Source organism: Staphylococcus caeli (assembly GCF_051413795.1).
Lineage (GTDB): Bacteria > Bacillota > Bacilli > Staphylococcales > Staphylococcaceae > Staphylococcus > Staphylococcus caeli_A.
This window is the reverse complement of record NZ_JBOIRQ010000023.1, coordinates 21,960-35,293: the sequence shown is the minus strand read 5'-3', so window position 1 is coordinate 35,293 and position 13,334 is coordinate 21,960. Positions and strand designations below refer to the sequence as shown.

General features: G+C 33.3%; 12 protein-coding genes. 4 read left to right on the top strand and 8 right to left on the bottom strand.

What is annotated here, in order from left to right; genetic code table 11:
- Positions 1-186: 186 nt before the first annotated feature.
- The 5 genes from ACSULM_RS10825 to ACSULM_RS10805 all read right to left on the bottom strand — a co-directional run bounded on the left by ACSULM_RS10825 (position 187) and on the right by ACSULM_RS10805 (position 6,998).
- A complete protein-coding gene (locus tag ACSULM_RS10825) occupies positions 187-1,512 on the bottom strand; it encodes an LLM class flavin-dependent oxidoreductase (protein ID WP_436862653.1) in 1,326 nt (441 codons plus the stop codon).
- Entirely contained in the window at positions 1,509-2,525 is a 1,017-nt protein-coding gene (locus ACSULM_RS10820) for an MsnO8 family LLM class oxidoreductase (RefSeq protein ID WP_436862652.1), read from the bottom strand. The genes ACSULM_RS10825 and ACSULM_RS10820 overlap by 4 nt, the downstream gene beginning before the upstream one ends.
- Before the next feature lie 192 nt (positions 2,526-2,717).
- A complete protein-coding gene (locus ACSULM_RS10815) occupies positions 2,718-3,497 on the bottom strand; it encodes an SDR family NAD(P)-dependent oxidoreductase (RefSeq protein ID WP_436854570.1) in 780 nt (259 codons plus the stop codon).
- A 165-nt stretch (positions 3,498-3,662) separates the two neighbouring features.
- Complete coding sequence (locus ACSULM_RS10810; protein WP_436862651.1) at positions 3,663-5,327, bottom strand: Na/Pi cotransporter family protein; 1,665 nt, start codon at positions 5,325-5,327, stop codon at positions 3,663-3,665.
- Positions 5,328-5,708: 381 nt separating this feature from the next.
- Positions 5,709-6,998: an ABC transporter permease gene (locus tag ACSULM_RS10805; RefSeq protein ID WP_436862650.1), complete on the bottom strand. Its 1,290-nt coding sequence runs from the start codon at positions 6,996-6,998 to the stop codon at positions 5,709-5,711.
- 155 nt (positions 6,999-7,153) lie between these two features.
- On the opposite strand from ACSULM_RS10805, the gene ACSULM_RS10800 reads away from it, so the two are divergent.
- Entirely contained in the window at positions 7,154-7,771 is a 618-nt protein-coding gene (locus tag ACSULM_RS10800) for a TetR/AcrR family transcriptional regulator (RefSeq protein WP_436862649.1), read from the top strand.
- A 68-nt stretch (positions 7,772-7,839) separates the two neighbouring features.
- Positions 7,840-8,778, top strand: coding sequence for a magnesium transporter CorA family protein (locus tag ACSULM_RS10795; protein WP_436854566.1), 939 nt, complete (start codon positions 7,840-7,842; stop codon positions 8,776-8,778).
- Positions 8,779-8,854: 76 nt separating this feature from the next.
- Here the strand turns inward: ACSULM_RS10795 and ACSULM_RS10790 are convergent, their stop codons facing one another.
- Genes ACSULM_RS10790 through ACSULM_RS10780 form a run of 3 tightly spaced genes read right to left on the bottom strand, consistent with a single transcriptional unit; the run spans position 8,855 to position 10,996 of the window.
- Positions 8,855-10,297: a sucrose-specific PTS transporter subunit IIBC gene (locus ACSULM_RS10790; protein ID WP_436862648.1), complete on the bottom strand. Its 1,443-nt coding sequence runs from the start codon at positions 10,295-10,297 to the stop codon at positions 8,855-8,857.
- The gene (locus tag ACSULM_RS10785) at positions 10,297-10,431 is read right to left on the bottom strand and encodes a hypothetical protein (RefSeq protein WP_436862647.1); all 135 of its coding nucleotides are present in this window, start codon (positions 10,429-10,431) and stop codon (positions 10,297-10,299) included. Before ACSULM_RS10785 ends, ACSULM_RS10790 begins: the two co-directional genes overlap by 1 nt.
- The gene (locus ACSULM_RS10780) at positions 10,424-10,996 is read right to left on the bottom strand and encodes a peptidoglycan recognition protein family protein (RefSeq protein WP_436862646.1); all 573 of its coding nucleotides are present in this window, start codon (positions 10,994-10,996) and stop codon (positions 10,424-10,426) included. The genes ACSULM_RS10785 and ACSULM_RS10780 overlap by 8 nt, the downstream gene beginning before the upstream one ends.
- A 230-nt stretch (positions 10,997-11,226) precedes the next feature.
- On the opposite strand from ACSULM_RS10780, the gene ACSULM_RS10775 reads away from it, so the two are divergent.
- Together ACSULM_RS10775 and ACSULM_RS10770 are read left to right on the top strand one after the other, a co-directional pair.
- A complete protein-coding gene (locus tag ACSULM_RS10775) occupies positions 11,227-12,501 on the top strand; it encodes a helix-turn-helix domain-containing protein (RefSeq protein WP_436862645.1) in 1,275 nt (424 codons plus the stop codon).
- A 368-nt stretch (positions 12,502-12,869) separates the two neighbouring features.
- Complete coding sequence (locus ACSULM_RS10770) at positions 12,870-13,331, top strand: hypothetical protein (protein ID WP_436862644.1); 462 nt, start codon at positions 12,870-12,872, stop codon at positions 13,329-13,331.
- The last annotated feature ends 3 nt before the right edge of the window (positions 13,332-13,334 follow it).

The window sequence follows — 13,334 nt, the reverse complement described above, 5'->3', positions numbered from 1 at the left end:
TCGACCAAGAAAGTGTCTTAATTGGTGTACACCTTATGAAATTTTCACTGTAAGTCTGTTGCAGTTAAATTGACAATTCATCATAAAAAAATAGACACAACGCTATTGACCTTAGTTGTGCCTATGAACCTGAGTTCTGTTACTTTGCTGTATGCATGGGTCTGAGAAATTAGTTATGTCCTAGACTCAATGAATACTTTGTTTACTATATCTATTTTCTTTATACGGTATTCCCATATGTTGCCTTAACGTCGTACCTTGATAGCCCTTATCATAGTAACCTTTTGCTTCTAAAATAGGTAAAACTTCATTTATAAAATCATCATAAACCGTACCATATATATATGGTCCGAATATAAACCCATCTGCTGCACCATCTTCAAACCATTCAATCAATAAATTCGCAACGGTTTCATAAGTACCAGTGAATGGTGAACGACGTACAGTTTCTTCAAGTGCTACTTCTCTTAACGTTAAATGCTGTTCTTTTGCACGTGCTGCTATGGCATCTACAGTTGCGCGGAAACTATTTTGCCCAATATTACCTAAATCGGGAAATGGTGCGTCTAAATCATATTGACTAAAGTCATGATGATCATAATATCTTCCTAAATAATCCAAGGCCTCTTCAATATTCGTTAGTGCTTTGATTTCTTCATATTGTCGTTCAACTGCTTCTTCAGTCTTAGCAATAATAGGTGCTAAAATGGGATAAACTTTAATATCATTTGGATTACGCCCCTGTTCGATTGCTTGCTGCTTAATACTGTCATAGTTGCGTATTGCGGCGTCTTTGTCTTCACCTAGTGTAAAAATTGCATCTGAATATTTGGCAGCATATGCTTGTCCTTTAGGTGATGCACCAGCTTGAAATATAACAGGTTGTCCTTGTTCAGACCGACCGGCATTTAATGGTCCCTTAACTTGAAAATATTTCCCTTCATAATTTAAGGTATGCATTTTTGATTTATCCAAATATTTACCATTAGTTTTATCAAACGTAAATGCATCATCTTCATATGAATCCCATAAACCTTGAACGACTTGTAAATGTTCTTCAGCAATATCGTATCTGACATCGTGTTCTGGGTGATTCCCTTTACTATAATTATCTGCACTGCCTTCTAATGGTGAGGTCACTACATTCCACCCTGCACGGCCGCGACTAAGTCTATCGATAGTTGCCAATTGTCTTGCCACTGTAAATGGTTCACTATATGAAGTCGATATCGTGCCAACAAGACCTATGTGTTGTGTCACAGGTGCAAGCGCTGCTAATAGCGTCAATGGTTCATGTCTATCTAAAAAATGAGGAATAGATTTCTCATGAATATATAATCCATCTGCTACAAATACAAAACTGAAACCTGCTTGTTCGGCACGTTTAGCAATATTAAGTTGAAATTCAAAATTCGTACTGGCATCATTCGGAACTTGATCTGATTTCCATGCATTCATATGACTACCTGGTCCATTCAACATGATGCCAAAGTCTAATTTTTGTTGGCTCATACAATCCCCACTTTCTTGTTATATATTTCTGTAGCTGGCGCAAGTTGTTCTACTGTTTTCACTCTAAGTGCGTGGTTTGCAACTGGCATATGAATCATAAATTCATCGATGGCTCCATCCCTATTTAATTGATTCAATTCCGACTTAATTGTCTCAACATCGCCACTTAATACTCCCGTTTGCTTTGCTGTTACTTGAAATTGTTCAGTACTTTGCGCTGTAAAATCATCAAGTTGTTCTTTCGTATTCACGGTTATCTTTCTACCATCTTCAAAGTGCAATGCATAATTCGTGCGTCCCGCTTCAACCATCTGTCTTTCAGCTTCATTATCTGTTATAACTGTTGCTACAGTTACAATCACTCGCCCCTCAGGATATTCTGATTTATACTTGCGAATCGCTTTATGCAAGATTTCTTTATCCGAATTTATAAAATAGGCAAATACAAAACCTACTTTTTCTTTAGCAGCTAAAATCGCTGAGTTTTCACTTGCACCTAACAAAAACACTTCTGGTCTTGACACTTCATCAGCACGAATTGCAGTTTGCAGGTTGTGATAATCTTCATCCTTTTGGAAATCATGTCGATTAAAACGATTCAACAACTGAAATTTTTCTTCAAATGCTAAAGCTGGAGATTTAAGTTCTGACTGTAATGTTTGCGTTGCTAATGGGAATCCCCCTGGCGCCTTTCCAACACCTAAATCCACACGGTTTGGCGCGATTTGGCTCATAAAATGAAATTGTTCAATCACTTTAAATGGGCTATAGTGTTGCAACATTACACCACCAGAACCAATTCGTATATGCTCCGTTTGATTTAGTAAATGTGTTACTAAAATTTCAGGACTAGTACCTACTACTTCTGGAATATTATGATGTTCTGACACAAAAAAGCGCTTATAATTTAATCGATCCGCTAATTGTGCTAACGCTACTGTGCGCGAAATGCCATCCCCTACACGCTCATCTTTTGCTATTGGGCTTTGATCCAAAATACTCATCGATGTCATTTGAAATCCCCCTCGTTTTAATTTTCTGAAAATTATATTAAATGTAATACTATGCGTGATTTTAATTTTTGTCAAGTATTCTTATCGTTTTACTAAGAATTAATATAATAAAAACTTACATGCTTAGAATCACCTATGCATGTAAGCTAAATTTGCTTTATTTTAGATTTACTCTTTAGTATATCTACTCAATTATAGTGCTGTATAGCCACCATCAATTGTAACTACACTACCTGTAACAAATGATGAAGCATCTGATGCCAAGTAAAGTGCTGCACCTTGTAATTCTTCAGGTACACCAGGTCTACCTAATGGGGTAAACTTCATCCATGTGTCTATCATATCGCCACCTTGTGCAAAATAATCTTTTGTCAGTTCTGTTTTCATATAACCTGGTGCAATTGTATTTACACGAATACCGTGTTCCGCCCATTCACTTGCTAGACTTTTCGTAAACATGATAACCGCACCTTTTGAAGTATTATAAGCCGCTTGCGGTTGTGGTGTATTCACAATAATACCTGACATAGAAGAAGTATTCACGATTGAGCCCTTCTGTTGTTTAATCATCACTTTACCAACTTCTTGTGACACGAGTACCATACTGTTTATATTCACATCCATATTCTTAACCCAACGATCATATGGCATGTCCTCAAATTTAACGTGTTCATTGATTCCTGCATTATTAAATAAAATATCAATACGTCCAAATGTTTCCATCACATCTGTAACCATCTGAGAAACATCTTGTTGACTTGTAACGTCTACTTTACATGCTAATGCTTTGTTTCCTGTCTCTGTTTCAAATTCAGCTGCTGTTTCTTGTGCTAATGCTAGATTAATATCTGCTATAACTAAATGTGCACCTGCTTCTGCAAGACCTTTCCCCATTGCTTTACCAAGACCTGACGCACCACCAGTTACGATAGCAACCTGTCCATCTAACTTGAACTTATCTAAGACACTCATCTTTGTGACCTCCATTTATTGATTATGCTACTAACAATTGTAAAATAAATATTTTAATTACGATAGTGAAAACGCTTACTCTAAAGATTTTCTTTTACATAAAAAATGCACAGGATTCAGACAACAAATATTGCCTGAACCTCTGCGCTCCAATTCACATCATACTTAATATGACCAATTTACTGGTGTGTCTTCATCTTCATCTGTTTCTATTTCATCAATATCGATCATTGATTCCGAAATATTTCTTGAATGATAACCAATTCTTTCAAGGATTGCAATCATATCTAAATAAAGCAAACCACCTTCTGGCGTACATTCTCCAGAACTTAATCTCTTTATATGTTTCTTTCTTAAGTCGTATTCTAAACGATATGATTCGTTACTAATCTTCACGATTTCGTCACGCTTCACTCGATCATATACATCAAACATATCAATCGTTTTATCGAATGACGTTATGACATGGTCATAAAGTTTGTTAATACTTACTTCAGCTTTTTCTGAAATTTGAACTTGTCCTGTTTGTTCTTTCTTCTTATCTAATAAATACGCTTCAGACAAACCTGCAACCTTTAAAATTGTACGGTTAACATCTTGTAACACTGTCATTCTTTCTGCATCTTTTTGAGATAATTTCTTTTCTGATATCTTAGTTAAATATTGACGTACATTATCATACATATTATCAATTGCTGCATGCTTATGCATAATATCTCTTTCTTTTTTGTCATCATAACTGTTCACGCTTTTTAACATTGCGAATGTCATATGTCCAATATTTTGAATTTCTTCTTGTGCTTCTTGTAAAGCAATACTTGGTGCTCTGTTAATTAAGTTTTTATCTAATGTTCTTGGTTTATATTTTTCATTCAAGTCTTCACCAGGAACAATCTTCGTAACAATCCATGCTAATACAAAAATAAATGGTAACTGTATAAATGTATTAGTGATGTTGAATGTACCATGCGCAAATGCTATAACCATCTCTGGTTTCAAGTTTAAGACACCTTGCATCCATTCAATAGCCATTTGATAAAGCGGTAATATAATTAAGAATATTGTTGCACCTATTACATTAAAAAGAACATGGACAGCCGCAACACGTTTTGCTGCAAGTGATCCTGCCAAGCTCGCCAATACTGCTGTAATTGTAGTACCTATATTGTCACCTAAGAGTACTGGTAATGCACCATGTAAGCTAATTAAATCGTTAGCGAAGAATCCTTGTAAAATACCGATTGTCGCACTTGAACTTTGAATGATAACCGTTAGTATCGTACCTGCCGCTAATCCATAAATCGGATTAGATGACATGTCTAGCATTATTTGTTTAAAACCTTCCAAATCAGCTAAAGGTTTCACAGCACCACTCATAAGCTCTAAACCATAGAACAATGCACCAAAACCAAATAGAATCATACCAACATTTTTAACTTTACGCTTCTGAATAAAGAATATTAAAAATGCACCAATCGCTAAAATAGGGAGCGCATAGGCACCAACGTCTATACCTATAATAAATGCTGTAACCGTCGTACCTATATTGGCACCCATGACTACCCCAATAGCTTGTCTCATTGTCATAAATCCTGCACTTACAAGTCCGATAGTAATAACTGTCGTACCCGAACTACTTTGAATCAAAATCGTTACAATCATACCTGCAAGTACACCCATAATTGGGTTACTGGTAAACGTGTTTAAGATGTTTCTGAGACGATCGCCAGCAGCTGCCTGTAATCCATCGCCCATTTGCTTAATTCCGTATAAAAATATACCTAGTCCACCGATAAAAGTGAATATTATCTCCATTACAGAAGAATCCATTGTTACACCTCTTTAAATTATTTGTAAACTATGTGAATTGTACCTTATTTTTGTTAATTTATTGTTAAGTAAAGATTAAAATGTCGAAGCAATTGCTAAATAATTTTGTAATATGATTGCAAAATTTTAAATACGTCGCATAAATGGCGCCACAACAGAATTTTACGATATTTATATTTCACTAATTTTAATGCTATATTTTTAAAATTGCTTTAACTCTACTAAATTTTACAATATCCTCACCTCAAATTATACTTCTTCACTTAATATTTGTTACTACTTTCACTTTTATGTAACGCATCAATTATAAAAATAAGAAAAAAAACACCTAGCACGTAGTTTAAACTACATGCTAGATGCTTCAACTTCAACTAATTCATTTTAAGAAGGTATTTCTGTACGTTTACCACTATGTTTTCTAACTAAAGCAGCTGTAACAGATGAAACAATACCGAAGATAATAAATCCAACAAACATCCACATTGTCCCATTCATTTCTAATGGTTGATTCATATATAATAATTCTCTGAGATATTCCCCATAATGTGTAAATGGATTCCAACTTACAATATAATCCTGATAAAATTTTGGCAACATTTGTTTAGGGAACATTACTAATTGCATGCTAAAGAACATAGCAATAAAGAAAATTGGTATTGATTTCATACCTAACCATGTCATAACGCCTAAAATTAAACCTATAAATCCAAGTAATGCAATAGAAACGAAGAAACCAATTTTATTGATATCTGGGAAATCAAAGCCTTGTACTGCTGACATGAAGTATACATATCCAAAGCCACCAATAAATGCTGTAACAACTGCGACTGCTAATTGACCAATTGATGCAATAACGCGTTGTGATCGTTGAATATTATCAGATGTTCTAAATGCAAAGAATAATAATATAGACGCCACAATAGAACTGATCCATACAGGCATAAACATTAAGAATGATGCATTTCCATTACCTTGATGATCTTTAACTTTATTCACTTTGTGTTCTGATACATTAACAGGTTGTGTGATTCCTTTTATATCATTTGCGCTAACCTTAACATCTTGTTTCTCTAATGTAGTTAAGCTCTGGCTCATAATTTGTTTATTTAAATTATCACCCATACCTTTTAGGACTTGCGTAGCAATTTGTGAAGCTTGCATATTGGCACCATTATTTATCAATGTTTTAAACGACGCACGTTGAACTTTGATGTCTTGTGAGCCACCAGATTTAGCCATTTTAGCCTGCATTTGTTGTGCTTGCTCAGGTGGTATTTCACCTGATTCTACTTTAGCTTTCATTTCTGATTTTTTGCTGTCCATAACTACTTTTTGCGTTTTGCTCATCGCATGTTTTGAAAAATCTTTTTCAAATATTGCAGCACCAAAGTACTTTTGCTCATCTAAGCCTTTGCGTACTTCTCGCTCACTATCTACTTTAATCCATTTAATAGTCTCACTATCACTATCCATTAACTTGTTCTCTAGTTTCTTACCAATATTCACATTTTTATCTTGAATTGTTGTACCTTCATCATGGTTAACAATTGCGATTGGTAATGCTTTAGGTTTAGGGTTATATGCTGGGTAAAATGCGATTGAAAAAATGGCAAGTATAATTAAAATTGCGATTGGCGTAATCCATAATAGTTTATTTTTAAAAATATTCATTACTGCTCCTCCTTATTGAACATTTTGTTGATTATTATTTACTTTGTTTATTATAATGAGATTAATTCAAGAAACAATACGCAATGATAATCATAATGTTCTTTTAACGACATATTAATAAGAATTGTCCATTAATTTACAAGGAGTTGTTACTTATGGCAGAAGATCGCCGCGTACGAAAAACCAAGCGAGCTATCAAACATGCATTTATACAATTATTATCAAGCAAAGATTTAGATAAAATTACTATTCAAGATATTACGACGTTGGCAGACATTAATAGAGGTACTTTTTATTTACATTATGAAGATAAATATCTTTTACTATCTGATATGGAAGATGAATACATTGCTGGATTAGCTGACAAAATTCAGTTTTATAAAGTCATAATGGAAGATTTGAACATTGAAGATTTCGCTAAAAATTTTTCAGAGCATGTGTTGAAGAGCATTATTTTACATATATCTGACAATATAGATTTTTATTTGATTATTTTTAATTTGGAACGTAAGAGTCATATTGAGGAAAAAATTTCTGAACTTATGTATGAAAATATGGCCAAAAATGTAAACAATGCGAATAATATTTCTGACATTCCTTTAGACTATTTTCACAGCTATGTATATGGCGCAACAATCTCATTTATCAAACATTGGGTGCAAGATCCAAATAGAATGGAAACAGATGTCGTTGTTGATTATTTATTCAAGATTATTTTCAATGGACCATTACGTCTCATGGCTAATGCACAACTAAAGTCAAGTAGTAATTGAATCCTTGTCAATCTTACATTTCTTCGCTAATATATAAAAGAGTTTCTAAGAAAGGACAACGTTATATTATGATAACTGCATATAAGCATGGACAGAACCACGAAATTATTGAATCTGAATTAAATCAAAGCGCATCTTGGATTAATATCGTTGATCCGAACTGGGAAGAAATTGAAACACTGATTGAACGTTACAATATTCCTGAAGACTTTATTCGAGATCCTCTCGATTCAGAAGAAAGTGCGCGTGTTGAATATGATGAAGATACCGGATATTCACTCATCATCATTGATTTGCCTGTTGTTAATGATAGAAATTTAAAAGTACTATCATTTATTACAATTCCATTAGGGATAATTATCGGTAATAAAAAAATTATGACAGTTTGTGATGTTGACAATGAATTTCTAGATAATTTCACACGTCAAAATATAAACCTGAATTTTCACAGTCGTTTTGCATTAAATATCTTGTTAACGATTTCTAATCATTATAATAGAAATTTAAGATTACTTAATAAAACACGTTTACGTATTGAACGTGAATTAAAAAATAATGTTACAAACAAGCAATTATATAATCTAATGGAAGTAGAAAAGAGTTTAGTGTACTTTTTAGCAGCATTAAAAGGCAACGAAAGTATTGTGAAAAAATTATTCCGCTTGCCGGCTATTAAACGCTTCGATGAAGATGAAGATATTCTAGAAGATTTAGTAATAGAAAACAATCAAGCACTAGAAACGACACGCCTTTACACAGACATTCTTGAAAGTATTACAACATCGTATGCCTCATTATTGTCTAATGAAATGAATAATACGATGAAGACGTTGACTTTATTCACTGTATTCTTAACGTTACCAACTTTAGTATTTAGCTTTTTCGGAATGAACGTTCCTTTACCTATCGATGATCATAGTTATATATCTTGGCTCATTGTTATTGGTATTTCTCTCGTTATTGTGTCTATTGTAGGTGCATTTTTGTGGAGAAAACAAAAATTATGACGGTGCGTAAAAAAAGCACAATCTTAAAAAATTTTAAGATTGCGCTTTTTTTTATTTGAATAATAACTCACTTTATTTACTTAGCAATTTCCTTGTTGCCTTTGCGATATGACAAAGCATATGTTACACCAAAAGCAACTACGAAAGCTAAGATCATTCCAATACCATAGTGTAACCAACCATTATTTTGACCACTAATTGAAATAAAACCAGGAATACCAGCTGTACCTAATGCGATTGCTTTTACTTTGAAGAATGAAATATATGCTGCCCCGATACCTGATCCTATAATAGCACCAATAAATGGATATCTTAGTTTTAAATTCACACCAAACATTGCTGGCTCTGTAATACCTAACAACGCTGAAATACCCGCTGCAGATGCCACACCTTTAAGTTTTTTATTTTCCTTAACAATGAAGAAAGCTGCTAATGCTGCTGCACCTTGTGCGATATTAGACATTGTGGCAATTGGGAAGATAAATGAACCGCCTGTAGAAGCACTGTCTGCAATAAGTTGTGTCTCAATTGCGATGAAACTATGATGCATACCTGTAATTACAATTGGCGCATAAAGCAAACCAAAGATCAATCCACCTATAGCACCACCAAATTCGTATAACCATGTTAAGCCATCTGATAGCCAATAACCTAATGTGCGTGTGATTGGACCTACAAATGAGAATGTGATGAATGCTGTGACTAATATAGATAATAATGGTGTTAATAAATTATCTAATACTGTTGGTACTACTTTACGTAATGCTTTTTCAATCGTCGCTAGTATGTATGCAGCTACTAACATTGGGAGTACCTGACCTTGGTATCCAACCTGATTAATATCTAAGCCGAATATATTCCAATGAGGTATAGCTTTACCTTGTTCTAAAGCTTTTGGATAGTCATAAGCACTCATTAAATCCGGATGTACTAAAATCATACCTAATGCAGCACCAAGAAATGCATTACCTCCAAAACGTTTCGCTGCACTAAACCCTATTAATATAGGAAGTAATGTAAACGGTGCATTGGCAAAAATATTAATCATTTCTGCTAAACCTTTAAACTGGTCATGTACGTCAATTAATGACTGTCCATCGTAAAAAATACCAGGCGCTGTCAAAATATTGTTAATCCCCATTAATAAACCACCCGCAACAATCGCCGGTATGATTGGGACAAAGATATCCGATAACATTTTCACAAATCTCTGGAATGGATTCATATTTTTATTACCTTGCGCCTTAACTTCAGAGGTCGTAGAAGCTTCTTTACCTGTAATTTGCTCTAGTTCATTAAAGACTTTATTTACTGTACCAGAACCAATAATGATTTGATACTGACCTCCAGTAGCGAATGTGCCTTTGACAACATCCATTTTCTCAAGTGCTGCTTCATCAACGATACTTTCATCTTTTAAGACAAGTCTTAATCGGGTAGCACAATGAGCCATTGCGTCTACATTTTCTTCTCCCCCGATTGCTTGTAATATCTCTTCAGCAGATTTTTTATAATTCATTACATTTCCTCCTCTTCAACGGAACCGGTACCAAAATTCTCAACACCACTATTGTAACCGGTTCCATCAAATAACGCAATCTTATTTTTCAATTTATTTATAGTTATATTTAATTGCTGAAATGCCTTAACCAAGCACGGCTAGCTCTTCTTCTGTGAATAGATCATATGCTTTTATTCTTTCAATAAAATAGTCTTGTAACCTTTGCATGTTTTGTTGATTAGTTGGTGCATTGTTTAAATGTATCGCCCATGCCCTAGCAGGACATTCAGTATCATAGAACATTTTATGCAATTTTACAGTTGTTCTATTGACCGGAAGCTTATATTTTTGTAATAACATTGCAGCAATTTTAAAACTTGCTTCTTCATTTTGCATAAAGGCTTCATCAGATAATACGCCTCCAATTTTCGACTGACATCTTTCAATTCCAATATAATGTTCATTCGCAAATGTATGTCCGCAATGCCATTCTATATGGTGAGATGGATGAAACCAGTAGCTTGTATTTTTATCAATATAGACACATGCCCAGCCTTTTTCTAATTCGTCATGCTCTATTCTATTTTGTAACCACTCAATATAATCTTTTGCAGAATAATTTTCTGCGTCGTCATGTAGTACTACTCCTAGTATTTCAGGTTTGCACGCAGTTATTGTTTCATGTTGCTTATAAAATTTCGAATAAATATGCTCCACATAATCTCCCCCGTTAAAAAAATCTGCTATTAGTTAAAAAATTAAGTACTTTCATCGCAAAATTTATCTAGTTTTTTCGATAAATTGCGCGGAATTTAATTTTAAGCATTAAATCACTTTACAACATATTAAAATATTTATATTTAAAGTATTAAAATTCTCAATTTTTTGTAATATAATGAAATTCAAACAATGTATCATTTTAAATTATTATCAGGAGTTGCTTCTCAATGGATAATACGACTTTATGTATTCATGAATATTTGAATACGCAAACACGACGCTCAATTGATCAAGTCAAACTTTTCTTTTCATTAAATAACCAATTAGAACTTACCATAAATGGTAGACATATATCTGCTGGTAGCCGTATACTCATCGTTAATCACTGCGATTTATATCTTATTTCCCATGCTGAACAATTGGTTGAAATGAGTATTCCCGTCAAGTTCTTTACCAATATGGATAAAAACTTTTTCAATTGTTACTATAATTCAACATTAATAAATTCTGACACTTACATAAAATACCAAATTTTAACTATGGTTCAACATTTAGGAGAGTACGATAATATAGATACTACTCAGGTTTCTGACATCATTACGCTTATTAATAAAGAAGCTAAAGTTGAATCTGATTATACTTATGTCCCTTCGATTGATTCTGAAAATACTTTATTAAATAAAATCACTACATTTATAAAAGCTCACATCACTATGCCATTACTTTCTAAAGATGTATCTCGAACATTCTATATTTCTGCACCCTATATTTCTATATTATTTAAAAAATATTTAGGTATGAGTTTCAAACACTACATTACCAGTCTTAAAATCGCATTATCACTAGAGGAATTAGTTCGAAATAGACAAACAATCTATTTCATCTCTGAACAATATGGTTTTAACCATTATTCCAATTATACACACCAGTTCAAACAATTTTTAAATATGACACCTAATGAATTTAGAAAAGGATTTCAAACGAGCAACTCTATGTGCGTCAATTTAATTAACAATGACATTAGTGACTACCAAGTCTATTTAGATCAATTTACATCAAGCAAACCACAAACAATTAATCAATATAACATAGAATTAAATGAGCTTACTTTCACTGATACTGCGAAGTCACCTACACTTTTTATACACGTCGATAATTTAATGGACATCGTTCAATCTGATTTAAATCCTAAGCTAAATTTCAAAGATTTAACAGATGTTTACATTCTCATCAATAATAGTCGAAATTTAGCACTAGAAAATCTAAGTCTAACTGGCATGATTGATTTTATAGATTCTCTATTTTCAAATTATGTTGGTATTGCAATCAGAATTAAATCCGTGGAACAGTTTGACAGTATCGAAGCAATAATTTTACAATTTTTAAAATTTAAACCTGAATATACGCAACAAAAAAGGGCATATAATTTCCTTATTCTACTTGATAGCATGCATATTTCATTAACAGATATCAATCGCTTATTTATTCGCATCAAAAACTAAAACTCAATTTAAACATTAAAGTTGGTATAACAGTAGAAGGGGTTATAGAACAATCACATACGATTAAAAATGCGTATAACCTCTTACATCGATTAAATTTTGATTACTATTTTATAGATATTGAGCAATCAACTGTCCGATCGCTACTCAACCAAAAAGGGACGCATTTCCACAATGGAATGAGTTATTTCGATTACTATAATAAAGTGATTGAAAATACACAAATAGATGCTTCAAAATGGGTATATACCAAACTCAGTAAACAAGGGTTCACTTCCTATGACGGCAAACATCCCCTAAACATGAATGATTTAATGTGCCATATGCTCATTATGTTGAATCGTGGATGTGGCGTTGGATATGAGCTCATGCGTAAGGAAGAATCTGACCTCGCCCTTATGAATAGCCATGGCATATTTGAACCATTAATGTATTTATATCAGTTTGTGAAACCATTTCTCGATATGCACGTTGCAATTGGTGACAATTATATTATTTTTAAAGATCATCATTCACTACACTTGTTGTTGTTTAATGCAATGCATCAAAATTTATCTACGGATGATGTACAACACTATATTCTTAAAGAGCAAGTATTGCCGCAAAATACGACGCTTTTCATTCAAACTTTGAATAGAGAGCATGGATTTATAGATTATGCACTACCATCTTCATTTAACGATACCTATATCGAACGATCATTATTAAAACATATTGAACAGTCTACGATTCCTAAAGCAGAAATTAGACATCATTCTCGTTCGGAAACACCGTTACATTTTTCTTTGCATTACGATGAAATTAAATATATTCGCATTTTACCGAATTAGTGA